General features: G+C 65.8%; 21 protein-coding genes. 8 read left to right on the top strand and 13 right to left on the bottom strand.

Translation table 11 applies throughout. From position 1 onward, the window contains the following. Positions 1–30 precede the first annotated feature (30 nt). The 7 genes from ACG04R_RS25195 (at position 31) to ACG04R_RS25225 (ending at position 7,647) form a co-directional block, all read left to right on the top strand. On the top strand, positions 31–1,032 hold the full coding sequence (locus tag ACG04R_RS25195) for an ABC transporter substrate-binding protein (protein WP_394416659.1): 1,002 nt from the start codon (positions 31–33) through the stop codon (positions 1,030–1,032). A 2-nt stretch (positions 1,033–1,034) separates the two neighbouring features. Next, the gene (locus ACG04R_RS25200) at positions 1,035–1,883 is read left to right on the top strand and encodes an ABC transporter ATP-binding protein (protein ID WP_394416661.1); all 849 of its coding nucleotides are present in this window, start codon (positions 1,035–1,037) and stop codon (positions 1,881–1,883) included. After that, positions 1,880–2,764, top strand: coding sequence for an ABC transporter permease (locus ACG04R_RS25205; protein WP_394416663.1), 885 nt, complete (start codon positions 1,880–1,882; stop codon positions 2,762–2,764). The genes ACG04R_RS25200 and ACG04R_RS25205 overlap by 4 nt, the downstream gene beginning before the upstream one ends. A gap of 54 nt (positions 2,765–2,818) precedes the next feature. Further along, positions 2,819–3,703, top strand: a complete 885-nt coding sequence (locus tag ACG04R_RS25210; protein ID WP_394416665.1) for a hypothetical protein — start codon at positions 2,819–2,821, stop codon at positions 3,701–3,703. Further along, the gene (locus ACG04R_RS25215; protein ID WP_394416667.1) at positions 3,700–5,127 is read left to right on the top strand and encodes a PstS family phosphate ABC transporter substrate-binding protein; all 1,428 of its coding nucleotides are present in this window, start codon (positions 3,700–3,702) and stop codon (positions 5,125–5,127) included. Before ACG04R_RS25210 ends, ACG04R_RS25215 begins: the two co-directional genes overlap by 4 nt. A 276-nt stretch (positions 5,128–5,403) precedes the next feature. Then, a complete protein-coding gene (locus ACG04R_RS25220) occupies positions 5,404–6,507 on the top strand; it encodes an ABC transporter substrate-binding protein (protein ID WP_394416669.1) in 1,104 nt (367 codons plus the stop codon). 111 nt (positions 6,508–6,618) lie between these two features. Beyond that, positions 6,619–7,647: an isocitrate/isopropylmalate dehydrogenase family protein gene (locus tag ACG04R_RS25225; protein ID WP_394416671.1), complete on the top strand. Its 1,029-nt coding sequence runs from the start codon at positions 6,619–6,621 to the stop codon at positions 7,645–7,647. Between the two features lie 147 nt (positions 7,648–7,794). On the opposite strand, the gene ACG04R_RS25230 is transcribed toward ACG04R_RS25225, so the two are convergent. The 13 genes from ACG04R_RS25230 to ACG04R_RS25290 all read right to left on the bottom strand — a co-directional run bounded on the left by ACG04R_RS25230 (position 7,795) and on the right by ACG04R_RS25290 (position 23,518). Continuing rightward, positions 7,795–8,574: a substrate-binding periplasmic protein gene (locus ACG04R_RS25230; RefSeq protein ID WP_394416673.1), complete on the bottom strand. Its 780-nt coding sequence runs from the start codon at positions 8,572–8,574 to the stop codon at positions 7,795–7,797. Positions 8,575–8,843: 269 nt separating this feature from the next. Continuing rightward, a complete protein-coding gene (locus tag ACG04R_RS25235; RefSeq protein ID WP_394416675.1) occupies positions 8,844–9,950 on the bottom strand; it encodes an alpha/beta hydrolase family protein in 1,107 nt (368 codons plus the stop codon). Between the two features lie 128 nt (positions 9,951–10,078). Next, positions 10,079–11,131 (bottom strand): PstS family phosphate ABC transporter substrate-binding protein, encoded by a 1,053-nt coding sequence (locus ACG04R_RS25240; RefSeq protein ID WP_394416677.1) that lies wholly within the window; start codon positions 11,129–11,131, stop codon positions 10,079–10,081. Next, entirely contained in the window at positions 11,128–12,141 is a 1,014-nt protein-coding gene (locus tag ACG04R_RS25245; RefSeq protein WP_394416678.1) for a PstS family phosphate ABC transporter substrate-binding protein, read from the bottom strand. The genes ACG04R_RS25240 and ACG04R_RS25245 overlap by 4 nt, the downstream gene beginning before the upstream one ends. 8 nt (positions 12,142–12,149) lie before the next feature. Beyond that, on the bottom strand, positions 12,150–12,929 hold the full coding sequence (locus ACG04R_RS25250; protein ID WP_394416680.1) for a hypothetical protein: 780 nt from the start codon (positions 12,927–12,929) through the stop codon (positions 12,150–12,152). Next, on the bottom strand, positions 12,926–13,474 hold the full coding sequence (locus tag ACG04R_RS25255) for a cytochrome b (RefSeq protein ID WP_394416682.1): 549 nt from the start codon (positions 13,472–13,474) through the stop codon (positions 12,926–12,928). Before ACG04R_RS25255 ends, ACG04R_RS25250 begins: the two co-directional genes overlap by 4 nt. A gap of 8 nt (positions 13,475–13,482) precedes the next feature. After that, entirely contained in the window at positions 13,483–16,404 is a 2,922-nt protein-coding gene (locus tag ACG04R_RS25260; protein ID WP_394416684.1) for a TonB-dependent receptor plug domain-containing protein, read from the bottom strand. 150 nt (positions 16,405–16,554) lie between these two features. Further along, entirely contained in the window at positions 16,555–17,643 is a 1,089-nt protein-coding gene (locus ACG04R_RS25265; RefSeq protein ID WP_394416686.1) for a PstS family phosphate ABC transporter substrate-binding protein, read from the bottom strand. A 125-nt stretch (positions 17,644–17,768) separates the two neighbouring features. Next, positions 17,769–18,431, bottom strand: a complete 663-nt coding sequence (locus ACG04R_RS25270; protein ID WP_394416688.1) for a response regulator transcription factor — start codon at positions 18,429–18,431, stop codon at positions 17,769–17,771. 170 nt (positions 18,432–18,601) lie between these two features. Next, positions 18,602–20,791 (bottom strand): xanthine dehydrogenase family protein molybdopterin-binding subunit, encoded by a 2,190-nt coding sequence (locus tag ACG04R_RS25275; protein ID WP_394416690.1) that lies wholly within the window; start codon positions 20,789–20,791, stop codon positions 18,602–18,604. 13 nt (positions 20,792–20,804) lie between these two features. Further along, positions 20,805–21,263, bottom strand: a complete 459-nt coding sequence (locus ACG04R_RS25280; RefSeq protein WP_394416692.1) for a (2Fe-2S)-binding protein — start codon at positions 21,261–21,263, stop codon at positions 20,805–20,807. A gap of 122 nt (positions 21,264–21,385) precedes the next feature. Next, positions 21,386–22,333, bottom strand: a complete 948-nt coding sequence (locus ACG04R_RS25285) for an NAD(P)-dependent alcohol dehydrogenase (RefSeq protein ID WP_394416694.1) — start codon at positions 22,331–22,333, stop codon at positions 21,386–21,388. 30 nt (positions 22,334–22,363) lie between these two features. Then, positions 22,364–23,518 (bottom strand): NADH-dependent flavin oxidoreductase, encoded by a 1,155-nt coding sequence (locus tag ACG04R_RS25290; protein WP_394416696.1) that lies wholly within the window; start codon positions 23,516–23,518, stop codon positions 22,364–22,366. Between the two features lie 213 nt (positions 23,519–23,731). On the opposite strand from ACG04R_RS25290, the gene ACG04R_RS25295 reads away from it, so the two are divergent. Beyond that, positions 23,732–24,649, top strand: coding sequence for an AraC family transcriptional regulator (locus tag ACG04R_RS25295; protein ID WP_394416698.1), 918 nt, complete (start codon positions 23,732–23,734; stop codon positions 24,647–24,649). The last annotated feature ends 342 nt before the right edge of the window (positions 24,650–24,991 follow it).

Genomic DNA, 24,991 nt, shown 5'->3' on the forward strand with positions numbered 1-24,991 from the left:
CGTTTCCCCTGCCCTCCGAGGACCACAACCATGAATATTCGAGACAAGCTCCTGCTGGCGGCTGCCGTCACCGCCACGCTCGGCGTGGCCCCCGCCGCCAAGGCCGCCGAGAAGATCCAGCTGATCGTCGGCGGCTACGAAAAGATCATCTACCTGCCCGCCAAGCTCGCCGAGGGGTTGGGCTATTTCAAGGCCGAGGGATTGGACGTCGAGCTGCTGAACGAAGGCGCCGGCGTGGACGCCGAGAACGAGATGCTGGCCGGCGCCGTGCAAGGCGTGGTGGGCTTCTACGACCACTGCGTGGACCTGCAGACCAAGGGCAAGTACATCGAGTCCGTCGTGCAGTTCAGCCACGCGCCGGGCGAGGTGGAGCTGGTGTCCACCAAGTACCCCAACGTGAAGGGCATGGTCGACCTGAAGGGCAAGAACCTCGGCGTGACCGGCCTGGGCTCGTCGACCAACTTCCTGACGCAGTTCCTGATGGTCAAGGCCGGCGTGCCGCTGGGCCAGTTCACGTCGCTGCCGGTGGGCGCGGGCACCACCTTTATCGCCGCGATGACGCAGGACAAGATCCAGGCCGGCATGACGACCGAGCCGACGATCTCGCGCCTGATCAAGACCGGCCAGGCCCGCGTGCTGGTGGACCTGCGCACCCGCGAGACCACGCAGGCCGCGCTGGGTGGCACCTACCCCGCCGCGGCGCTGTACATGCCCAACGACTGGATCGCGAAGAACAAGCCCACGGTGCAGAAGCTGGCCAACGCCTTCGTGAAGACGCTGCGCTACATCAACACGCACTCGGCTGCCGAGATCGCCGACAAGATGCCCAAGGACTTCTACGTCGGCGACAAGGAGGGCTATGTCAAGGCGCTGGCAGACGGCAAGGGCATGTTCACGGCCGACGGCGTGATGCCGCAGGGCGGCCCCGAGACCGTGCTGTCCGTGCTGGCCGCGTTCTCCAAGAACGTGCAGGGCAAGAAGGTGGACCTGTACAAGACCTACACGACCGAGTTCGTGAAGCAGGTGAAGTGACCATGGCCGCAAACACCGCACCCAACACGGGTCCGGCGATCGAGCTGATCAACGTCAGCCGGCGCTTCCTGACCCCCGATGGCAAGTCCATGACCGCCATCCGCGACTTCACGATGACGGTCGAGCGCGGCGAGTTCGTCGCCGTCGTCGGCCCCACCGGCTGCGGCAAGTCGACGACGCTGAACCTCGTCACCGGCCTGGCCACGCCGTCGGCGGGCGAGGTGCGCGTGTTCGGCGGCCCGGTCCAGGGCATCGACGACCGCATCGGCTTCGTGTTCCAGACCGACGCGCTGTTCCCCTGGCGCAGCGTCATCGACAACGTCGTCGCCGGCCCGCTGTTCCGCGGCACGCCCAAGGACGAGGCCTACGCCAGCGCCCGCGAGTGGCTGGCGCGCGTCAACCTGTCGGGCCACGAGACCAAGTACCCGCATCAACTGTCGGGCGGCATGCGCAAGCGCGTGTCGCTGGCGCAGACCTTCATCAACGGCCCGCAGATCCTGCTGATGGACGAGCCCTTCTCGGCGCTCGACGTGCAGACCCGCGTGATGATGCACGACGAGCTGCTGCGGCTGTGGTCGCAGTCCAAGGCCTCGGTCGTGTTTGTCACGCACGACCTGGAGGAAGCCATCGCGCTGGCCGACAAGGTCTACGTGCTGACAGCCGGGCCGGCCACGGTGAAGTCGGTCTACACCATCGACATCCCGCGCCCGCGTGTGGCCAGCGAGATCCGCTACGAGCAGAAGTTCATCGATATCTCGCGCACGATCTGGGACGACCTGCGTGGCGAAGTGATGCGCGGTGCGTCCCGCGACGAAGCCCGAGTGACCAGTGCAGCGGAGGTGGCCGCATGAACAGCAATGCCACCCTTTCACCGCCGGCCGTCCACGTGGCGTCCGTCGGCACCTCAGCGGCCGAGATCGAAGCCGCCGCAGCCAAGGCCGCCAGGAAGCGAGTGCGCACCGTCTTCTTCTGGCGCTACCTGATCCTCATCGTCTTCCTCGGCGGCTGGGAGGCGCTGGTGCGCGCCAAGGTGATGGACGAGTTCTTCTTCTCCAAGCCCTCCGACATCTGCGACCGCCTCTGGACCTGGATCGTCGAGGGCACGTCCGAAGGCTCGCTCTGGTACCACCTGTGGGTCACGATGGAGGAGTCGCTGCTGGGCTTCTTCACCGGCTCGGTGGCGGGCATCGTGGCCGGCATCGCGCTGGGCCGCAACCGCATGCTGGCCGACGTGTTTTCGGTCTACATCAAGGTCATCAACTCCGTGCCCCGCGTGGTGCTGGCGCCGATCTTCATCATGATCTTCGGCCTGGGCCTCACGTCCAAGGTGGCGCTATCGTTCGTGATGGTGTTCTTCGTCGTGTTCTCCAACGCCTTCCAGGGCGTGCGCGAGGCCGACCGCAACCTGCTGGCCAACGCGCAGATCCTGGGCGCACGCGGCTGGCAGCTGACGAGCTCGGTCGTCATCCCGTCGGCGATGAGCTGGATCTTCGCGTCGCTGCACGTGAGCTTCGGATTCGCCATCGTCGGCGCCATCGTGGGCGAGTTCGTCGGCGCGCGCTACGGCATCGGCCTGCTGATCAACATCGCCAAGGGCTCGTTCGACGCGGCGGGCATGTATGCCGCCATCGTCATCATCATGGTCGTGGCCCTGGCCGCGGAGTATTTGATGACGCTGGTCGAGAACCGCTTGGCCAAGTGGCGCCCTGCGCCGCTGCAAGACACGAACTGACCACCGTTGCCGCCACCGGCCGCGAGATGCGGCGGTGGTGGCTTGGAGACACCCATGACACCCTTCCTTTCCGGTGCCGTCCTCGTGCTGGCGCTGGCGGCGCCGCTCGCCTCGGCAGCCCAGTCGGCGCCCCAGATCCCCGTCAAGATCTATGCCCAGGAACTCGTGGACCGCACCATCGCCCAGCATCCCGACCTGCGTGCCGTCGTCATGCACGTGACGCCGCCCAAAGCCGGCGGCAACGTCGTCATCGCGTCGAGCATCGGCCGCATCGGCAAGCCGAGCGAAGCGGCCGACCTGGACGTCATCGCCACCGGCAAGACCCGCGTGACGATGGACACCGGCAACAAGCGCATCGAAGTGCACCTCGCGCTGCACGACGTGGGCGGCGACATCATCGGCTCGCTGGGCCTGGTGTGGCGCTACCCGGTGGGTGGCAACCATGCGGAGTTCGAGCACAGCGCCGGCGTCATCCGTGACATGCTGGCAAGGCGCATCCTCAGCGTGGCCTGCCTGATGGATGCCTACCCGCTGGACCCGCTCGCCACGACCCGCTCGCGTGCCCAGACGCTGGTGGACGACGCGTTGCTGCGCCATCCGGAGGTCACCGTGCTGGCACTACGCGCCAAGGTCAAACCCAGCGGCGAACTGGTGCTGCTGGGCTCAACCTTCGGCCGCCACGGCAAGAAGGCCGACGCCGACGACATGAAGGTGCTGGACAGCGCCGCGCCCATGACCGGCGTGTATTCCAACGGCAAGCGTTTCGGCGTCGACCTGGCATTGCGCGACGCCGGCGGCACCGCCATCGGCACGATGAACGTCGGTTACCGCTACGCCTCTGACACCAAGGCCCTGCTGGCCCAGGCCGTGGCGCTTCGCGACGAGTTGCAGGCCCGCGTCGCGGCGAGCCCGGTGGCACTGGAGGAACTGGACCCATGAGGCGTTGGACCGCAGCAGCCCTGATGCTCCTGCTGGGCTGGCAGGCCGGCGGCACGCCGGCTCAGGCCGTCGCCAACGACCGGAGCCTGCTGCCACTGATGGCGGCCTGGCAGCAGGCGCTGGCGCAGGAGCAGCCCGACGTGGCCGGCGCACTGCGCTGGCCACGCGGCGGCGACGTTGCGGCCATCGGCGCACTGATGTTCGAGCTGGCCGACGTGGCGCCGCTGTCTCGCGCACCGCTGCCCGCCGAGTTGGCACCCTACGCCCATCAGTTTGCCGGCGACATGATGAAGTCGCCCGTGCTGGTGCGCGTTGCGATGCGCGGGGAGCAGCCCATGTATCTGGCCTTCAACAAGCGCCCGGACACACCGCCGTCCGCCGCGGTGCGCACCTGGGTCGGATTCGCCCTCGGCCCAGCCGGGCAGAGGCTGGTCGCGCAGCAGCCTGGCCTGCGTCCGCTGACCGGCGCCGAGCTGTCCCGGGAGCTGAGCAAGGTCGACGGCTACGTCGCCCCGCTGGATCCGGCGCTGCCGATATACGTCGCCGGCGCCCCGGTGCAGGGCGAGATAAGCAGCGTGGGCAGCGACGGCATGAAGTCGCTGATGGAGCGCTGGATGAACGATTTTCGCGCGCTGCAACCGGGCGTGCGGCGTGGCCAGCGCTGGGAGCATCTGGGAACGCTGAACGGCTTTCACGCACTGATGGCCAACGAGACCGATCTGGCGCCCATGGGTCGGGAGCTCTGGCCCGACGAAGCCGCCGCGTACGCCAGCCAACAGGGCTGTCAGCAGCCGTTGGAGATACGAGTCGCCCGCGGCGGCTTCAACACGCCGCAGCGCACCACCGCGCAGGCCGTGTTCGTCAACGCCGGCAACCCGCTTCAGAGCATCACGCTGCCACAGCTTGCCGCGGTGCTGGGCGCCGCGCCGACGATCACGCGCTGGGGACAACTCGGCCTCACGGGTGACTGGGCGAACCGCCCCATTACCGTCGCGATGCCCCCGCGCATCACGCCCAACGCGATGTCCATGCAGATGATGGTGCTGAAGGGACGCGCGTGGAATGCTGCGGCACGCGAGGCGTCGGTCGCCGACACCGCCAAGGCGATTGCCGCAGATCCCGCCACTATCGGCTTCGGTGGCCTGGAAGATGGTGCGCCTGGCCTCAAGGCGCTGGCCGTCGCGCCCGGTGAGGGCAGCCCGCCCGTCCAGCTCAATGGCGAGACGGCCGCCAACGGGCGTTACCCACTGACCCGCTACATGTACATCCGCCTGCAGCCCCAACCAGGCCAGGCACTGCCCCCGCCGGTGAGGGAGTTCCTGCGCTTCATTCTCAGCCGGCAGGGGCAGGAGCCGGTGGTGTATTCGGGCTACTTTCCGTTGACGGCAGCAGAGGTGGCGGCCGAGTTGGCCAAGCTGGAATGATCCGGCTGGCGGTAGCGACCGCCGGCATGCAGGGCCGCCATGCCACGCCCCCCGACGCATGATTCCGCCCGGTTTTCCCCAGCCGCCTAAAGCGGCTTGAAAGGTGGCGCACCCTACAGTGACCGACGGTTGAAAGCTGACCCCAACCCCCAAGAGAACGCTGGCCAGGTGGTTCCGAATGCTGGGCAACGGTCGTACCTCGGCACCTGAAACAACCGACATGACGCCGCGGCCCGGCTGCACCGACGACACAACAAGAATTCAGGAGACAAAGCCATGAGGTCTGCCGTCGCCGGACTTGCGGTGAGCATGCTGTGCTCGTGCGCAGCCGCCCAGATCGTGATCGGGCAAACCACCGGCATCACGGGCGTTTCGGCCGCCAACGTGAAAGAGACGCTGGACGGCCAGCGGTTGTGGATTGACGCCATCAACGCCAAGGGCGGTATCAATGGTCAAAAGATCGAGGTCGTGACGCTTGACGATCAAGGCGACACCAGGCTGGCGCAAGCCAACGCCCGTCGGCTGATCGAGGAGCGCCACGTGCTCGCGCTGTTCATGGTGAGGGGCACACCCCAGAACGAGGCCATTCTTCCGTTGCTGGAGAAGCATGGCGTGCCGCTGGTGGCACCGTCCTCCGGAGCGATGACGCTGCGCAAACCGACGAGGCCGTACGTGTTCAACGTGCGCAGCTCGTACCAGGACGAAGCCGAGAAGGCGATCCATCAGCTGGCGAGCATGGGCGTCTCGCGCATCGCCGTTCTCAAGACGCGGGACTCCTTCGGCGACGACGCCATGCAGGGTGCGGAACGCGGCTTCCACCGAATCGCCGTCAAGCCACTGCTGGTGGGCGCGTTCGACAAGGCCAAGCCCGAGTTCGCGGGCATCGCCAGGCAAGTGGCTGACGGCGATGCGCAGGCCGTGCTGGTGATCGGCGCGGGAGCCTCGGTCGCTCAGTTCGTCGAGGTTTTCCGCGCCACGGGTTCCAAGGCCTACGTCGTGACGTTGTCCAACAACGCGTCGTCCGGCTTCGTCACAGCGCTGGGGGCGAACGCGCACGGCGTCATCGTGACCCAGGTGTTTCCCAGCGAGCGGTCTTCGGCCATCCCCATGATCAAGGAGGCCATGGACCTGCTGCGGCGCAAGGGGCTGGGCGAGCTTTCGCCCGCCATGGTCGAGGGGTTTGCCGGGGCCAGAGTCTTGGTCGAGGGTTTGAAGCGCGCTGGCTCTCGCCCCACCCGCGCGAGCTTGCGGCAGGCGCTGGAGGACATGTCCAGCTTCGACCTCGGCGGGTTGGTGATCAGGTACAGCCCCATCGATCACACCGGCCTGCAGTACACCGATCTCAGCGTGATTGACTCGCGCGGCGGCTTCCGACGCTGATTCGCGGCTCAGGGCGCAATCCCGGTGCCCTCCGGCGTACGGAGACTCGCGCCGCAAACCGCATCGCGAACGATGCCCCCACCAACGTCACCCATTTTTCAAGGACTCCCGATGACTGCTCGCATTCCCGCCACGCTGATTCCCGGCGATGGCATAGGTCCTGAAATCGTCGACGGCACGCTGACGGTACTGGACGCACTGGGTGCCCCCTTTGACTGGGACCGGCAGGTCGCCGGGCTGGCCGGCATTCAGGTTGCGGGAGATCCGTTGCCGCCCGCCACGATCGAAAGCATCCGCCGCACACGTCTCGCGCTGAAAGGCCCGTTGGAAACACCCTCGGGAGGGGGCTACCGCTCCTCGAATGTCCGGTTGCGTGAGGAGTTCAAGCTCTACGCCAATCTGCGGCCGGCAAGCACCCTCATTCCTGGCGGTCGATACGACAACATCGATCTCATGGTCGTGCGCGAGAACCTGGAAGGGTTGTATATCGGGCATGAACATTACGTGCCGATCGACGACGACCCGCACGCCGTGGCCATGGCCACGGGGATCAACACGCGCGCGGGCTGCCGGCGCATCCTCGAGCATGCCTTCGAGTACGCCATCGCTCAGGGGCGCAAGAAGGTCACCATCGTGCACAAGGCCAACATCATGAAGGCGCTCACGGGCATCTTCAAGGAGACGGCCGAGCAGATGTACGAGCGCTACAGGACGCGCATCGCGATGGATACGGTGATCGTCGACGCTTGCGCCATGAAGCTGGTGCTCGATCCGCACCAGTTCGATGTCCTGGTGACCACGAACCTGTTCGGCGACATCCTGTCGGATCTGGTCGCAGGACTGGTGGGCGGCCTGGGAATGGCACCGGGCGCCAACATCGGCGCCGACGCGGCCATTTTCGAGGCCGTGCACGGCTCGGCCCCCGACATCGCCGGTCAGGGCCGTGCGAATCCGGTCGCCCTGATGCTGGCGGCCGCGATGATGCTCGAACACGTGCGGCTCGCTCCCCTGGCCTCGCGCTTGCGCAGTGCAATCGGCACCACGCTCAACGTCGACAACGTGCGCACCGCGGACCTGGGCGGCTCGGCGAGCACCGAAGCGTTCTCGCGGGCTGTGGCGGCACGGGTCCGGCGCGGCTGACAAAGCATCCCCGCGCCCCGCGACCTCGCCGCCAATCCAGCCGATTCAGCTCCGCCCGAACCGTTTCCGCGCTCGGCGGCAGGAAGGCCGCGTCCTCGACATGATTGGGACGGTCGACCCAGTCGCAGGTGCGGCCCAGTTTTGTCGTCAGACCTGTAAACCCAGTTCCTTGGTGGCTCGGTCAAAGGCGTCCAGGAACTCCCGCTCCTGCATGGACTTCAGGAACGCCAGGTGCAGCGGATCGCTGGTCAGCGGCTTGGGGAGCAGCTCGAATTCGTCCCGATGGAGCCGCAACTCGGCATTGCTGGACATCAGCCAGCCCAACCCGAGCTCGCCGTTGCCGATGAAGGCGGCGTCCAGGTGCCCCGCCAGCAACTTGCGCAGCCGGCTCACCTGTCCGATGTCGCGGTCCACGAGGATCACACCGTCCCGAATCGCCGCGTCCACCTGCTCGCCGTAGCTGGCCCCGCTAACACCGCCGATACGCCGCCCCTGCAGGTCCTTCAGGTCTCGAAACGGGAAGGCCTTGCCCTTCAGGACGACCACGCGGATGTCGTCGTTGTAGACCGGCCGCGAAAAGTCGAACAGCGTCTCGCGCTCCTGGTTACGCGACACGCCGATCAACCCACCCTGCCCACGCAGGGCGAGCACGTAGGCCCGCTTCCAGGGCATCAGCTGGATGTCGAAGCGATCATGAAGGTGCGCCTCTGACCGTCGCAACACATCAACGAGAAAACCCTGAGGCCGCCCCTGTTGGAGGTAGACAACCGGCGGGTAGCCATCGTCACCGAAGATGGCGCGCGTCTTGACCGACAACGGCCATGCGCCACGGCTCATGGCTGCCAGCGCCAAGGCCAAGCCACCGCGCATCACTCGACGGCGTGCCCCATCCGCTTCGACCCCGGGAATCCAGATTCTCGATGCCATGTCGCCCCCTTGTCCTGCGCCCGCACGGCTTCGGGCGTTTGGGCAGCATTCACAAGCGCCAACGCACGCATGCCCGCATTCGCGACCAGCCCGCGTCAGCCGATCCTGGTGAAGCCTACCGCCGTGCCGCTCCTTTGCAACAGGCCCTTGGCGGCGAACGGCTCGTTGACCGAGCAATCATCACGCGGCTGCAGAACCGGCTGGCCAAGTGGAAGCCTGGGCAGGTCGCTGAACTGGGCCCCTGACCGTGGCGACCGGTGAATCCGCGATCACAGACTCCTGTCCAGAAAGCTCTCCACTTGCTGCCGGGTCATCTCCAGCTGCAGATCGCCGGCCTGCGGCATCAGGCCCAGCACCCCGAGCGCGCGGGTCAGCACGCGGCTCTTGGTCCGGCTGACATCCGAGAACCCGAAATGGTTGGCGCCCGGAAGGCTGACCCATTGGCGCGAGGCCGCAGGCAGCCGGGTGTAGACCGACTGAAGATCGCGCTGCGTACGTTGCGAAAAGGCGTCGGTGGGTTGCCCGTGGTCGCTCAACAGGAACATGAAGGGCTGCTTCAGGCCGTCATGGACGACGCCGCCGAACAGGGCGCCATCGATGTCGATGCCGGCCTTGCAGCGTGCGTCGTCGTGGCAGAACTGTGCCGCCGTCGCGCCGCCCAGCGAATGCCCGACCACGGCGATACGGCCCAGGTCCAGATGACCGGCGAAAGGCCGCCCAGGCTCGTTCGCGGGCAGCCGCGCCAGTTCATCCAGCACGAAGGCGATGTCATTCACGCCGGCCTCCACGAGGCGCGTCGCCAGATCGTCCAGGCCCTGGCCCGTGACAAGGTCCAGGTCGTTTTGCGGTGCGCGGCGCAGCACGCGGCCATCGGGCATGACGACGACCCGGGCGCGGTACGGCGCATCGAAGCCGACCACGACGTAGCCGTGGCTGGCGAGGTCCTCGGCGAGCGTCGAGTACTCGGCCGTCAACGCGGCCCCGCCCGGCCGCAGCACGACGACGGGATGGACGCGCTGATCGGCAGCCATCGCGGCGTTCTCGATGGCATGCGCGTGCACCTGCGCCAGATCCTGGTTCAGCACGTGGCCAACCAGCCAGCCGTTGCGCTGCTCGATGGCTTCTCGCCAGGCTGCTGGCAGATAGGGCGCGGCCTGCTGCCCGGCGGCGGCTGCGTCGGCGGGATACCAGACCCACACCATCAACTCTCTTGGTGCATCCTGCATGGGCGCCATGGGATCGCGTTGCCCGGGCGCGTTCAGCCGGAACAGTGACCGGCCCACTGCGTGGGTGCCGCTGGGCGCCAGCAAAGACGCGGCTTGCGAATGCATTGCCCAGGCGAGAGCCAGCAGAGCCAGCACGGTCAGCAGCAGCAAGGCCACCAAGGCGGCGACGCCCTTGGCGACTGCGATCAGGACCTTCCTCGTGCTGATGGAACTCATGGAGGGGCGTTCTAGTGGCGAGGTGTGCCACGCTGCCAGCGCTCATCATCGTCGAGTGCGCGTCACTCCAGCTGATTCAGCTCCGCACGTATCGCATCGGCATTCAGCGGCAGGAAGGCCGCGTCCTCGACCACCGCGGCCATGCCCTCGCGGCTTAGGATGTAGCGCACGAACTCCCGCATCTTGGGATCAACCGGCCTGCCCGGCTCGCGGTTGATGAACATCGTGCTGTAGCGCGTCAGCGGGTAGCTGCGGCTCCAGGCATTCTCGCGGGTGGGCGCGATGAAAGGGCCGGCATCGGTCTCTGCCAGCGCGAGCGACTTGACGCCCGTGTTCTCGAACAGCACGTTGGCGAAGCCGATGCCGGCAGGGTCTCGGGCCACGGCGTCAAGGATGTAGGTACCGGCGTTGATGACCCCGCCCGTCGGCGTGCGGCCGTTGTCGTAGTCCTTCAGCGCGGGGTTCCAGCGGTGGCTGTCGCGCAGCACGGTCAGGCGGAAGAACGCGGCCATGCCGGTGTCGAAGTTGTAGCCGTAGACATGGATGGGGCGATCGGCCCAGTCGCCGCCGAGCCCGAGTTGCCCCCAACGACGGATGGGCTCGCGCGCGCCGCGGCGGCGCTCCTCGCCGAAGATGGCGTCGAGCTGCGCGAGGCTCATTTGCGCAAGCGGGTTGTCCTTGTGCACGTAGACCATCAGCGCAAAGGTCTTGTGCTGGGTGGCGAAGCTGCCCGACGTGATCTTGAAGCCGGTGGGCGGGTAGCCGAACCATTCGGCGAAGGCCTGGACCTCCGGCGCGTAGGGCTCGCGGCCGATGAAGACGACGTCGGCGATACCGCCGTACAGGCCGGCCATCGCGGCCTCGGTGCCTTTCAGCGTGGTCTGGAAGCTCACACCCGGATGGTGCTGCCGGAAGCCGTCCTGCCAGGCCTTGACCAAGCCAGGGATATAAGGATTGCCCCAGACGCGGATGACGCCTTGCAGCGGCTCGGGCGCGGGACGGTAGGGCGTCAACTCGGCCAGCGCGTCGGCATCGTCGGCACGCGCCGGCAAGCCGATCAGGGAGGCCGACGCAAGGGCCAGGGTTTGCAGCGCTGTACGGCGGTTCACGCTCATGCCAGCTTCTCTCGTTCCCGCCGCGCGAGTTCAGGCGTCAGCGGCAGGTAGCGGCCATCGCGCTCGACGGCTTGCTGGCCCTCGCGGCTGAGCACGTAGGCGAGGTATTCCCTCAGGTGCGGCGGCATGGGCTGACCAGGCTGGCGATCCAGGAAGATGGACACGGCACGGGTCAGCGGGTAGCGCCGCTTGCGAACGGTCTCGCGCGCGGGCAGCACAAACGGGCCGCCGTCCTGCACGGCCAGCGCGAGCGGCTTGAGCTGCGGGTTACTGAACTGAAGGCCGCACAGCGCGAGGCCGAAGCGGTCTTGCGCGAGCGCCGCGGCGATCCGGCGGCCGGCGTCGGCGCCATCGAACTCGGTCAGCGGCGAGGCCCACTTCTGGCTGCCAGCCATGACGGCACGCTGGAAGAACTGCGCGGTGTCGTCGGTGATGGCGAAGCTGTAGAGGCGGACCGCCTGCTCGGCCCACGGGCCTGTCAGACCCAGGTCGCCCCATGTGCGCAATGCGGCTCCGCCACGGCGGCGGTCGGCACCGAAAAGGGCGTCGAGCTGGGCGAGGGTGAGGCGCGGCAACGGGTTGCTGCGGTGGACGAGAAGCACCGGCGCGAAGGCGTGATCGGTCACGTCGAGGCTGCCGGTGGCCACCTGCACCTCGAAGGGGTCGCGGCCGAAGATGGGTTGGTAGCCGTCGAGCTCGATGGCCAGTGGCGGGCGCTCCATCAACGCCAGGTCGGCCGCCCCGGTGTAGAGGCCGCCGATGGCGGTGGCGTCGCCTCGCAGCGTGGTCTCGAACCGCACGCCGGGCTGGCGGCGCGCGAACGCCGCCTGCCAGTCGCGCACGAGGCCGCCGAGGATGTCGCGGTCGCGGCTGCCGTGGCCCCAGGTACGGATCAGGCCGGTGACCGTCGCAGCAGGCGCGTAGCCTGGCAACGCGACAGGCGCGGCCTGTGCCTGGGCCGCCAGCGGCATCAACCCGGCGATGGCGACGAGATCTCGGCGGGTCAGCATCGCCGTCATCACTGCGGCGGTGTCACGGCCCACAGGACGGCCGCGCGGAACAAGGCCAGACCTTCCGGACGCAATTGCTCGAAGGTATCCTGCCAAAGGAAGAAGCTGACGCGTCGCGCGGGCGCCAAGGCCTCCCCGTTCATGGTGGCGCCCTTCTCGTAGGCGAAGATGGCCGCTTTGTCGGGTTCGCCGCGCAAGGTGGCGATGGTGATCGCACCCAGGCCCGGCTTGCCCCAATTCATCTTCAGGTCCTCGGTCTGCAAGACGTTCTGCAGCCCGGCGGACAGCCCAGCCGACAGCGGATGCGGTGCATTGACCATCCACAGGAAGCGCTGGTTGTCGTCGGTGCCCGTGTCGCGGCCGGTCTTGAGCCCCGTCATACCCAGTTCGCCCAGCAGGTCGTTCTCGAAGGTCAGCAGCGGCACCGGGGTGAAGCGGTATTTGGTGCTGATGTCCAACGCATCGACGGACTCGGAAATCACGATCAGGTCCATGCCCTGCGTGTCGGACTCCGGCGAACTCTCGCTGTTCTCCTTGACCGCGAATCCCAGCGACTCCAGATAGGCGATCGCCTTGCGATCATTGCTTCGCCATTTCTCGAGCGTCGGGATGCGCTTCGGGTCGGCCGGCGGCGGCACGGCCGCCCTGGCGTTCTCGAGCTTGGTTCGGTTGTAGACGTAGAGCACGTGCTTGCCGCGCGCCGCGGCAGCGTCGACCGGTGCGGCCACGGCAGCGCCCACACCGATGTGCAAGGCAACGAATAGCGCCCAGAGGCGTTGCATGTTCATGGCTTCCTGGCCTTTCGCGAGATTGAGAAACGCGCGGGCAGCATCCTTTGCAGGACCCCATCGCGACGGATGAAGTGATGGGCAAGCCCGACGAGCGCATGGGCTCCGGCCACGAACAGCAGCACGTTGACAAGGAGCTTGTGCTGGCTGCCAGCCCACTTTCGCAAGGCCTTGTTGCCCTCGTCGAAGGCCGGGATCTGGAACAGGTTGAAGACATGCTCGCCCCGTGTCCAGGCGTTCCACAGACCCAGCGCGAGGCTGGTCAACACCAACGCGTACAGCGCGACATGAACGAGCCGGGCCGCCCTACCCTGCCCTGCGGGCAGGGGCAGGCTGGACGAGCGGTCCGACAGGCGCCAGCCGATGCGGCAAATGGTCAGCAGCAGCAGCAGGACGCCCAGCGCCATGTGCGCGCCCACCACGTTCCAGCGCGACGGGCCTCTGGGGAAGTAGTCGATGAACTGCGCGCTCAGCCAGAGCAGGACGACGAGGCCTGCCGTCGCCCAGTGCAGCGCGATCGTTCGCGGATCGTGACGGGTGGCCATCGGCTGCCTCAGAAACTCGCCTTGCCCGTCACATAGAGCAATCGGCCGATGGGAGAGAAGGTCGCCACATCGGCAAGGTTGTCGGTGAAGGCCTGCGGCGAGGCGGGCGGCATCCTGTTGCCGATGTTGTTGACGCCCAGCGCGAGGTTCCAGCCCTTGAGCATCGAACCGCCGTGTCCCTCGTGCTTGTAGCCCAGCCGCAGGTCCCAGGTCGTGTAGGCAGACACATGTTTCGGCTTCAGCGTGGTGCTGGTCTCGTAGACGATGCCACCGGCGCCGATGTCGGTCACCGCAGACACATAGGTGTTGCCGAGCGTGGCGCTCCAATTGCCAATCTGCCAGTCCAGTGTTGTGTAGAAGCGGTACTTGGGCAGCGTGCCCTGCACGCCCGTGCCACCGTTGGTGGCATAGCCGGCGTACTCGTAGTACTTCTGATAGGGCAAGGCCTGGAACTGGTACGACTTGAAGATGGTGCCGACGCTGCCGATCGTCAGCACGCCCGACTCATTCAGGTCCATCTCGTACTCGGCGGACGCATTGAATGCCTTGACCTTGACGCCGCCCAGATTCATGAAGCGATCGATGGCATAGACGTTCAGCGAGTTGTTGGGGTCGGCCTTCAGGTAGGCGCTCAAGTCGCCGGGATTGGCGAAGGGCGTGGCGCCGGGCAGGCCGGGGAAGTTGCCCTTGGCCAGGTTGCCCGCGAAGGGCGACGCGGAACCCGCCTGGTCCACGCTCTGCAGGATGTTGGTGAAGCCGACGCCGCCGGGAAAACCCTTCTGATCGACAGCGGAGTATTCGAGCGACAGGGACAGGCCGTCGATGTCCGCCGGGCGGTACACGAAGTTCAGCGACTGTGTCTTGGCCTTGCTCGGCTGCAGATTGGGGTTGTTGCCATCCTCTCCCTGCAGGCCAGGATTGGCCAGGCCGAAAACGGTCTGGATGACGCCGCTGCCCACCAGGCGCGTACCGGTGGGGCCGTACTCGGCATACATCGTCGGTGCGGTGAACGAGCGCGAGTAGCTGCCGCGGATGGTCAGGCTCGGCCCGACCGGTTGCCAACGAAAACCGATCTTGGGTACCGTGGACTTGCCGGCGTCGCTGTAGTTCTCGGCGCGCACGGCGGTGATGAGGTCCAGCGCATTCAGCGCCGGCACCGCCATCTTGGCGCTGGTGATGGGCACGCGCACTTCGGCGAACACGGCGTTGACGGTGCGGCTCTTGGCAAAGGCGTCGGCCGACGTGCCGCCCAGCCATTGCTGCGCGCCTGGGCCGGTGTTGTGGCCGTTTTCATCGGTGTGCGCCTCCAGCTTTTCGCGGCGCGAGGCCAGGCCCACCGCGAAGGCGACCTTGCCCGCGGGCAACCGACCTAGCGTGCCGGTGAGAGAGGCATCGAAGGAGTCGAGCTGGCTCGCCGTGTCGATGACCTCGGTGCCGTAGACATTGGCGAGCGAAGCCGGGGCCAGGGCCGCGGCGCGCGCGAAGGGGTCAAGTGCGGGCTGGAAGACGAAGGGCTTGGAAGTCGAGAAGCCACTGTAGACGCGGCTGTAGTTGCCGCCTGCCACGGCGTTGCCGCTGCTGTCGTAACCGCCGGCGATGGCCAGTGCGATGTTGGGCTTGAAGAGCACATTGCCCTGCAGTTGCTGCAAGGTGTTGCGGCTGTGCACGAAGGCGGACTCCCAGGACCATCCATCGCCCAGGTCACCGCGCAGGCCGGCCGTCAGGCGCAGTGACTTCTGGTCGTTGTGGTACTGCTTGGGAGCGTTCCAGTCCGCAAAGTTCACGCTGGCGAAATTGCTCGCCAGCGGGTTGGACGGCGCCCCCTGGGGCACGTTCACCGTCGTCGTGATCGGCAGGAACTGCGTGAAGCTCTTGTTCTGGGCGACCTGCAGGTCGCTGAAGGCGACGAGGCGACGGTTGTCCAGCAGGTCCAGCTTGGCATTCGCTGCAAAGGCCGTCTGGTCCTGCTTCAGCGCCAGCGTCTGGAACTGCGAGATGTCGTAGCTGCTGGCGATGGCCGGATTGGTGGACGCGACGTAGGTGCCGTTGGCAATCAGGGCGGCCAGATTGGGCGCGGTGGCGTTGGCCCCCGTCGGATTGCTGGCGCTGGGCGTGTTGAGCGCTGTCGCCAGGATGGCCGGCGAGCCGCCACCAATGGTGCCGGGCACGACGGATACACGGCCGGTGATGGGGCTGGAGAAACTGCGGTCGCGCTGGTAGAGCGGATCGGTATGCGAGAAGTTCCCCGACACGGTCAGGCTGAACTTGTCGACCGCCGTACCGGCCGTGAAGTAGGCGGAGTGCTCGGTGTAGTTGTTGGCCGAGCCGACGCGCGCGCCGGCCTCGACGCCGTTGTAGTTCGACTTCAGGATGATGTTGACTACGCCGCCGATGGCATCGGAGCCGTAGATGGCGGAGGAGCCGTCCGAGATGATTTCGATGCGCTCGATGGCCGAGGTGGGGATCTGGCTCGCGTTGACGAAGGCCTTGCCGCCGATGGCGGCTATCCCGCTGATGGCCACGCGCCTGCCGTTCACGAGCACCAGCGTGTCCATGTTCTTCAGCTGCACTTGCGAGCCGCCAGCGGTGTTCTGGTTGGTGTTGTTCGCGTTCGTGGAGCCGGTGTTGCCGCGCCCCTGGAAGGTCGGTACGGCCTTGCGCAACAGGTCCAGCATATCGGAGCTGGCGCCGCTCTTCTGGATCTTCTCCTGGTCGACCTCGGCGACCGACACGGCCGCAGCGTCGCGGGTCGTCGGCACGGCCGAGCCAGTGATGACGATGCGCTCCTGCTTTTCCAAGCCCTCGGCGGGTTGCGCCGCTGCCGCCGGCGGCGTGGCACCGGACTCATCGGCAGCCATGGCGGGCAAGCCCACACCAAGTCCCGACGCGATCAGTGAGGCCAACAGAGTCTTCTTCGAGGGCTGTTTCACGATGTCTCCTGGTCGGCACGGAGTCACGCTCCGGCCTTATGTTTGATGGGTAGAACCTACTCGCTGTACTGCTTGGAAACCTTTGTCGAGTGGCCTCACAGTAGTGAGGCACTCTGAAGCCCGCCTGAACCGGACCTGAATGTCTGTTTATCAATCGAGCTTCTTGCGCTGGGCCGCGGCGACGTCGGCGGGCAGTGGCAGGTAGCTGCCGTTGTGCAGCACCGCCTGCTGGCCTTCGCGGCTCAGCACGTAGCGCAGGAATTCGCGCAGCTTCGGGTCCAGTGCGGTGCCAGGCTTGCGGTTCAGGAATATGTAGATGCTGCGCACCAGCGGGTAGCTGCGGTTCTCGAAGCTCTGCCGGCTCGGCACGACGGCCGGACCACCATCGCCGTCCGACAGCGCGATCGGCTTGATGCCAACGACGCCGCTGGCCTGCGGCATGACGGTCCAGGCGATGCCATAGCGGTCGTTCGCCAACTCGTCCTTCATCATGAACTGCAGACCCAGGCGCTGCTCCACGCGGTCCTCCGGGGCGATCATCTTGCTGCCGGACTCGACGTACTCGCGGTAGTTAGGGTTCCACTTGTCGCCGTTGCCCAGCACCTTCCACTGAAAGAAGCGCGTGGTGCCCGACGGCGCGTGGCCGTAGGTCTGGATGGGCTTGTCGGCCCACTCGCCGGTGAGGCCGAGCTGGCCCCAGGTGCGGATGTTCTTCTCCGCGTCACGGCCTTGCGACGGCGTCCACTGGAAGCCATGCATGCCGCCGGTGCGCTCAGCGCCGAAGATGCCGTCGAGTTGCTTCAGGCTCAACGAAGCAAGCGGGTTGTCCTTGTGTACGAAGACAACCGGCCCGTTGGACTTGCCCTCGACATCGAAGGCGCCCGACGCGACGGTGATGTCCGTGACCGGATAACCGTAGACCTCGAAGAAGGACAGGCTCTCGGTCAGCGTGGCTTCGCCTCCATCGGGTGCCAGGTCGGTGACGCCAGTGACGAGCGCCGGAATGGCCGCATCGCTGGTGGGCAGGTGATCGTCGAAATGGATCTGCGGGTGGTAGGTCTGGAACCCGACCTCCCAGGCTTTCAGCACGCCGCCGAGACCGAAGCCGAAGTTGCGGATGGTGCCGGCCACTGCCTGCTCGGGCTCGTAGGCCGGTAGCGGCTCGGTGGTCGCGGAGGCTGCGGCGCTGACGATCACGATCAGCACACCCGTCGCCGCATGGCGGGCAGTCTTGTCCAAGTGGTTGTCTCCAGCTTGCGCAGCCTCGTGGCGGGCCGCGTCTCATTGGAGGTCAGCTTATGAAGACTTTCTGAACAAGCCCTGTCGCGCTACTGAATTTCGATTCAGGTTGATCGTGGCCGCGATCACATCAGCTGGTAACCCACGCCGCGAACAGTCTTGAAGATCGGCTTGCCCTGCGTCTCCAGCTTGGATCGCAGGCGACTCATATAGACGTCGAGCAGGTTGGTGTCCACGTCGAAATGGGAGGCCCAGATCTTCTCGGAGATCAGCGTCCGCGGCAGGATGCGGCCCTGATTCTGCATGAACACTTCCAGCAGCGCGTACTCGCGGCTGGTGAGGTCCACGGGCGCGCCGTTGACCTGCACCGTGTGGCTGAGCAGGTCGAGCTTGATGCCGGCGTGCTCCAGTACCACCTGCTTGACAGTGGATTGGCGGCGCACCAGCGAGCGCACGCGCGCCAGCAGCTCCTCAAGGCTGAATGGCTTGGGCAGATAGTCGTCCGCCCCCAGGTCCAGTCCCTTCACGCGATCCTGCACGCCGTCCCGAGCGCTCAGGATCAGTACCGGCTCCTTGAAGCCACTCTGGCGCCAGCGCTTCAACAGATCCAGGCCATCGCCATCAGGCAGACCGAGGTCCAGCACGATGACGTCGTAGTGGGTCTCCACCAGCGAATCGGAGGCCGCTGTGCAGGTGCGCACCCAGCTTACCGTGTAGGCACACTCGGACAGCCCTTGAAGCAGAAATCGCCCCAGGCGGTCCTGATCCTCAACGACCAGAATCTTCATCGACAGTCTCCAGTTGACGGGTTCTTTGCCACGACTCTTGAGGTCGATGATAGGGAATCCGGCGCCCACAATCCTGAACGAAAATTCAGATCAGCCTGCCTCTCGCGCCGGTGACCTGCCACTCACAACCGAGGGAAAGCAGCGTGGCCGTTCGGGAGCGGCACTTTCCGTCAGGCTTTCAACGCGGCGGTGTCGAACGGCAGTTTGCGCAATCGTTTACCAGTTGCTGCGGCGATGGCATTGGCCACCGCGGGTGCCAGCGGCGGCACGCCGGGTTCGCCAATACCGGTCGGCTTCTCTGCGGAAGGCACGATGTGTACTTCGAGCCGAGGCATCTCCTCGATGCGGATCGGTGCGTAGTCGTGAAAATTCGATTGCTCCACGACGCCGTCCTTCAAGGTGATGGCACCGCGCACTGCCGCCGACAGACCGAAGCCCACGCCACCTTGGACTTGCGAGACGATGTTGTCCGGGTTGATTGCCACGCCGCAGTCTACGGCGCAGACAACGCGGTCGACGTGGAGACTGCCGTCGGGCTTGACGGTCACCTCGGCCACCTGCGCGATGTAGCTGCCGAAGGATTCGTGCACGGCCACACCGCGTCCACGGCGGTCGCCGTGGGCGCCGACGGCCAACGGTGTGCCCCAACCGGCCTTCTCGGCCGCTAGTTTCAACACGGCGGCGTGACGGGGGTGCCTGGCGAGCAGGCGGATTCTGAAGGCGACCGGATCCCGGCCTGTGGCTTCGGCCACTTCGTCGATGAAGGTTTCTGTCGAGTAGGCCGTGTGGGAGTGGCCGACCGAACGCCACCACAGCACCGGCACACCAACATCCGAGGGCGTGTGCAGATCAATCTGCAGGTTATCAATGGCGTAGGGCAAGTTAGCCGCGCCCTCGACCGAGACGGGGTCGATTCCGCCGCGCACCGAGCCGGCCAACATGGTGCCGGCCATGATGGATTGGCCGACCAGGCGATGCCGCCATCCCACCAGCCGCCCCTGTGCGTCCAGCGCGGCTTCCAGCGCGTGGTGGAAGGCCGGCCGGTAGAAGCCCGCCTTCATATCGTCTTCGCGCATCCACACCATCTTCACCGGCGCCTGTCCGCCCATGGCCTGAGCGATGCTGACCGCCTCCAGGACGTAGTCGGCGGAAGGGTTGGCACGACGGCCAAAGCTGCCGCCAGCGTAAAGCATGTTCAGCTTCACCTGCTCTGGCTTGAGTCCCAGGCGCTGCGCCACGTTGATCTGGTCGGTGGTCTGGAACTGCTCGCCATTCCAGATCTCGCAGCCGTCCTTGCTCAATTGCACGACGCAGTTCAGGGGCTCCATGGGCGCGTGCGCCAGGTAGGGGAAATCGTAAGACGCGCGCAGCACGTGCGCGGGCTCCGCGAAGGCTGTCTCGGGATCCCCATCCTTGCGTGCCACGGTGCCGGGTGCCTTCGCCAGTTCGCGGTAGTGCGCCAGGATCTCCTCGGTGCCCAGCTTGAAGGCGCCGGTCTCGTCCCAGTCGACCTGCAGCGCGTCGCGCCCCTTCTTTGCGCTCCAGGTGTCTTTGGCCAGCACGGCAACGCCGGTAGGGACCTGCACCACGTCCACCACGCCCTTGACTGCCTTGGCCAGAGTGGCGTCGAAGGACTTCACCTTGGCGCCAAAGCGAGGTGCGTGGGCCACCACGGCCGTCAGCATGCCTGGCAGGTGCACATCTTGCGTGAAGCGTGCCTTGCCGTTGACCTTGTCGGCCGAGTCTTTGCGCGGCAGGCGCCGGCCCACCAGCTTGAAGTCCTTGGGGTCTTTAAGCTTCACGTCGGCGGGCACCGGCTGCTGCGCCGCCGCCTGCGTCAACTCGCCGAAGCTGGCGCGCTTCTTGGATTTTGGGTGGGACACCACGCCGTCATTCACGGCCAGATCCTCTGCCGGCACGTTCCAGCGGGCGGCTGCGGCGGACACGAGCATCGCGCGGGCCGATGCGCCAGCCTTGCGCAGTTGCTCCCAGGAGTTGGCCATGGCCGTGCTGCCGCCCGTGGCCTGCAAGGCACCGAAAAGCAGATTGGCGTAGCGCGAGGCATCCGCTGGAGCACCCTCGACCCGCACTTGCGGCCAGGCCGCGTCGAGCTCCTCCGCGAGGATAGTGGCCAGGCCAGTGTGCGTGCCCTGGCCCATCTCCAGATGCTTGCAGATGACGGTCACCGTGTTATCCGTGCCGATGCGCAGGAAGGCGTTCGGCTCAAAGCGGGCAGCCTCTGAGGCAGCGTTTGAAGCGGCACTGAGCGCCGTCGGCAGGTGCAGGGCCAGCGTCAGCCCGGCAGCGCCTTGGAGGAAGCGGCGACGGCTGTCGTTCTCGATTTGGGTGGAGTCGTTCATGGCGAACAGTCCTTCAGGCAAGCGCACGGGCGGCTTCGTGGATCGCCGCGCGGATGCGCACGTAGGTGGCGCAGCGACAGAGATTTCCATTCATGGCGGCATCGATATCGGCGTCTGTGGGCTTGCGGTTCTGCGCCAGCAAAGCCACGGCGCTCATGACCTGGCCCGACTGGCAGTAGCCGCACTGGACGACGTCCAACCGACGCCAGGCCTCTTGCACCGCTTTTGCAACGCGCCCGCGGTCGACGGCTTCGATGGTGACGACCTTCTTTGCCGCGACAGCGGACACCGGCGTGATGCAGGAGCGCACGGCCTGTCCGTCAAGGTGCACCGTGCAAGCACCGCACAGACCCATGCCACAGCCGAACTTGGTACCGGTCAGCTGCAGTTCGTCACGCAGTGCCCACAGCAATGGCGTGTCGTCGTCTGCTGCGATGCGGGTCGGCTTGCCATTGATATGGAGTGTGGTCATGTGGGAGCTCTCTCAAACGTGGGTTGGCGCCCGTCGGGCTTTGGCGTGCTGATGAACAGGTCTTGGTGGCTTGCAAGGGCATCTGCCCGGTCGGGCGCGTCTGTGACTTGCTCGCAGACTCATCAATCCATCTTGATGAGCCCCTTCCCACCCAGTGATCTGCCCCCTTCGAGGCTTGTGATCAGCCGAATTGCTTCGGCCAGCGGAACGATCTCCGCGACCGGAAGCCTCAGCTTGCCGTTGCCCGCAGCGCGCGCAAGGCCTTCCAGAACATCCGCCCGGGGCGTGCACACAATCGGCTTCAGGCGGCGATTAAAGATGGAACGGATGAACTTGCCAGGTGTCGGGTCGATGTCCAAGAACACGCCGCCCGGGCCTAGCAGGCCGAGGCCCGTCTGTGTGGTCATCGTGCCCGCCGTGTCATAGACCACATCAAATCGCCGGTCTAGCTTGGAGAAGTCAGTCGTTCGGTAGTCGTAGACGGCTTCAACGCCAAGGGCTCGTGCCCTCGCCATGGCGCCTGCGCTGCAACTGCCCGCGACCGTCGCCCCGAGCGTCAGCGCAAGCTGCACCGTCGCCTCGCCCACTGCGCCCGTGCAGCCATTGACGAAAACACGCTTGCCTGCGGTCAGCTTCGCCTTGTCCTGGAGACCGTTCCAGGCGGTGACGCCCGGCGTTCCCAGGCACGCCGCTTCCTCGAAGGAAACGTTCGCGGGCTTCTTGGCCAGGAAGCCTTCCTTCGTCACCACGGCATGGCCGAATGCGCCGCTTTCCTTGAGCCGGGCCAGACCGAACACCGCGTCGCCCGGCTTGAAGCGCGTCACGCCCGGGCCGACAGACACGACGGTCCCCGAGAAGTCACTGCCCATGGCACGGGGGAAGGCCTTGCCTGTGACGAACTTGAGATAGCCGTTCCGCAGCTTCCAGTCGACGGGGTTGATGGCTGCAAAATTCACCCTCACGGCGACCTCGCCCTTGCCTGGCGCTGCCAATGCAAAGTCTTCGAGTCGCATCAACTCCGGGCCACCGTAGTTGTCGTACTGAATGCGCTGCAGGGAAGATCGGTTCACGATGCTTTCCTCTCGAGAAGGGCTCATTGCTCAAGCCCCAGGCGCGGCGGGTTCGACCATCGGGAACCAGCCGCGCGCCGCCTGAATGACGCCCCACAGCTTGTCCGGGATCGCCAGTTGCGGCACGCGGCCGGCATCGAGCGCCGTCGCAATGGCCGTGGCCTGGCCAGCACGCGCAAGTTCCACCCAATCCGGGTTCATCACCAACCCCTGACCGATGGCGACGAGCGAAAGCCCCTTGGCCAAGGCGCTCTCGGCGTCATCAGGCGTCCGAACAAGACCTGCCGCGATCAGCGGGACGCGATTGGCGACACGCTCCACAAGGAGTTCCGCGGTGGTTCGCTCACCGGCATAGTCCGCCGGCTTGGCGTTCGGAATGTCGAACAGCGACGCGTGGAGGTAGTCAATGCCTTCGTCGATCAACTGGTCGATGAGCACATAGCTGTCGGCAATGCGCAGCGAACCCTCGCCCGCCTCTTCCGGAGAGATGCGGTAGCCGAGCAGGAAGGGCTTCTTGGCGTGCTGTGCGATGACGCGCCGCGCTTCGCGCACCACGGCGAGCGCGAAGCGCATGCGCTTCTCGAGCGAGCCGCCCCAGCCATCCTCGCGCTGGTTGTACATCGGTGAGAAGAAGTTCTGGATCAGGAAGCCATGGGCGCCATGCAGTTCGATACCGTCGAACCCAGCCTCGATGGCTCGTCGGGTGGCGGCGCCAAAGGCCTTGATGATGGCTTCGATCTCCCTCTCGCTCAGGGCGTGGCTGGTCACTTCGGCGCTGTTGAAGGGGCTGGGTGGCACCTTCAACGTACTCGCGCTGACGACGCGACCGTCCGGCACAAGGTGCGGCAAGGCCTTGTTCCCTGCATGGAAGATCTGCAGGATCGCAAGTGCGCCGCCGCTCTTCGCCGCCTCGGAGAGACGACGAAGGCTGGGAATGAAGCTGTCGTCATGACTGGCGAACTCGTCGGTGAAGCCGATGCCGTTCGAAGTCACATGCGTGCAGCCCGTCACCACCATGCCGACGCCCTGGACGCGGGCGCGGTAGTACGCCAGTTCTTGCTCCGAGACAGTGGCATCCGGGTTTGCCGACCACGTCGTCATCGGCGCCATCACTGCGCAATTGCGCAAGGTCAGGCCGTTCCTGAAAGCGAAAGGTTGAAACAGCCGTGAGTAGGCGGGGCTCATTGGATCTCCAGCAGTGAAAACCGCACCGAGTTCGGGTGCGATCTGATGCTGGAAAGTATGGTTCTGAAGGTCTGATGGGCGTTTGTCGGAACCGTCGTTCTTCTTGCCTGATTCGACGGAGTTCCATCGGAGATCGCGTTGATCCAGCGTTGGCGATGCTAGGCTTGCCTCCCGCATGGCTGGGAGGCTTTGGCAGCATCGAAGGGGCTTTGAATGTTTACTTACGAAGGGGCGAACGCCCTCGAGCTCGCCGGCCTCGTGGGAAAGATTGCACAAACTGACGGTGACTACGACACGGCCATTCGGGCGCTGAAGCTGCGTCGCTGCAGTTTCACGACCGATCCGATGCCCTGCATCTATGGTCTGAGCCTTGCACTGATCGTCCAAGGCGGCAAGCGGATCTTGTTGGGCGATGAAGTCTTCGACTATGCGGCTGGGCAAACGCTGATCACAACGGTAGACATGCCGGTCGTGGCGTACATCACCCGCGCCAGTGCCACCGAACCGTTCCTCGGGATGTTGTTGGCACTCGATGCTCGCGTCATCGCCCAGCTCTCTGCAGAACTGGAGTTCGCTACACCGCTCCAGGATTCTGCGACCCGGGGAATGTCGCAGGTGCAGCTGGATGAAGGCCTGTGCGATGCGTTGACTCGGCTGGTCCGCCTGCTTGAAGAACCTTCCCTGGTCTCATCGCTTGCGCCTTTGATCGAACAGGAAATCGTCATCCGCTTGCTGAATGGCGGACATGGCCCGAGCTTGCGCCGCCTCGTTGCGGCGGGCTCGCCGAGCCAGCAAATTGCCAAGGTTGTCACCTGGCTCAAGCAGCACTACACGGAAGACCTTGCAATGAATGACCTAGCGGCCTTGGCCCACATGAGTCCGTCGACGTTCCGCCAGCATTTCCGTGCGTTGGTCGGCATGAGCCCGTTGCAGTACGTCAAGAACCTTAGGCTATTGGACGCACGACAACTGATGCTCAATGAACGGCTGGATGCCGGTAGCGCGGCAATTCGTGTCGGTTATGAGAGTGCGTCGCAGTTCAGCCGAGAGTACAGCCGACTTTTCGGGGAGCCACCGAACCGCGATGTAAAGAAGATGCGGGAAGCCACCTCGAGGAAGCACGAAAAGTGAGGGCTGCGGCTAGTGCCACCGCAGGTGCTCCCACGGCAGACCAGGCGGCAGGGCGAGATGCGCGGTTCCGCCGGCGCGCCGCCGGCTTTGGGCGCGGGGCAAGCCGCGGCATCAGTTCCTGCTCCATGGGCGTGCGATGTTCGAGGGACAGGCCAAAGTCAAACCTCTCGCCACTCGCGTCGCAAAGCAAGACGCTCTCACCCGCGGCGGACTTGCACAGCCAGACCTCCCGAATCTCGCGCGAGGTCCAATGGCCCGTGACCGATTGCCACGCGGGCATCATGCAAGCGATGCCCTTGACGCGGTTGGCTTCCGGCAAGCACAGCCCCGCCGCTGGGCGTT

Origin of the sequence: Pelomonas candidula (assembly GCF_043555985.1) — a bacterium.
Classification (GTDB): Bacteria; Pseudomonadota; Gammaproteobacteria; order Burkholderiales; family Burkholderiaceae_C; genus Pelomonas; species Pelomonas candidula.

Excerpts from the sequence above, each read along its gene's own strand:
- ACG04R_RS25195 (WP_394416659.1), top strand. The coding sequence starts at position 31 with ATGAATATTCGAGACAAGCTCCTGCTGGCGGCTGCCGTCACCGCCACG.
- ACG04R_RS25200 (WP_394416661.1), top strand. The coding sequence starts at position 1,035 with ATGGCCGCAAACACCGCACCCAACACGGGTCCGGCGATCGAGCTGATC.
- ACG04R_RS25205 (WP_394416663.1), top strand. The coding sequence starts at position 1,880 with ATGAACAGCAATGCCACCCTTTCACCGCCGGCCGTCCACGTGGCGTCC.
- ACG04R_RS25210 (WP_394416665.1), top strand. The coding sequence starts at position 2,819 with ATGACACCCTTCCTTTCCGGTGCCGTCCTCGTGCTGGCGCTGGCGGCG.
- ACG04R_RS25215 (WP_394416667.1), top strand. The coding sequence starts at position 3,700 with ATGAGGCGTTGGACCGCAGCAGCCCTGATGCTCCTGCTGGGCTGGCAG.
- ACG04R_RS25220 (WP_394416669.1), top strand. The coding sequence starts at position 5,404 with ATGAGGTCTGCCGTCGCCGGACTTGCGGTGAGCATGCTGTGCTCGTGC.
- ACG04R_RS25225 (WP_394416671.1), top strand. The coding sequence starts at position 6,619 with ATGACTGCTCGCATTCCCGCCACGCTGATTCCCGGCGATGGCATAGGT.
- ACG04R_RS25230 (WP_394416673.1), bottom strand. The coding sequence starts at position 8,574 with ATGGCATCGAGAATCTGGATTCCCGGGGTCGAAGCGGATGGGGCACGC.
- ACG04R_RS25240 (WP_394416677.1), bottom strand. The coding sequence starts at position 11,131 with ATGAGCGTGAACCGCCGTACAGCGCTGCAAACCCTGGCCCTTGCGTCG.
- ACG04R_RS25245 (WP_394416678.1), bottom strand. The coding sequence starts at position 12,141 with ATGCTGACCCGCCGAGATCTCGTCGCCATCGCCGGGTTGATGCCGCTG.
- ACG04R_RS25250 (WP_394416680.1), bottom strand. The coding sequence starts at position 12,929 with ATGAACATGCAACGCCTCTGGGCGCTATTCGTTGCCTTGCACATCGGT.
- ACG04R_RS25255 (WP_394416682.1), bottom strand. The coding sequence starts at position 13,474 with ATGGCCACCCGTCACGATCCGCGAACGATCGCGCTGCACTGGGCGACG.
- ACG04R_RS25270 (WP_394416688.1), bottom strand. The coding sequence starts at position 18,431 with ATGAAGATTCTGGTCGTTGAGGATCAGGACCGCCTGGGGCGATTTCTG.
- ACG04R_RS25275 (WP_394416690.1), bottom strand. The coding sequence starts at position 20,791 with ATGAACGACTCCACCCAAATCGAGAACGACAGCCGTCGCCGCTTCCTC.
- ACG04R_RS25280 (WP_394416692.1), bottom strand. The coding sequence starts at position 21,263 with ATGACCACACTCCATATCAATGGCAAGCCGACCCGCATCGCAGCAGAC.
- ACG04R_RS25290 (WP_394416696.1), bottom strand. The coding sequence starts at position 23,518 with ATGAGCCCCGCCTACTCACGGCTGTTTCAACCTTTCGCTTTCAGGAAC.
- ACG04R_RS25295 (WP_394416698.1), top strand. The coding sequence starts at position 23,732 with ATGTTTACTTACGAAGGGGCGAACGCCCTCGAGCTCGCCGGCCTCGTG.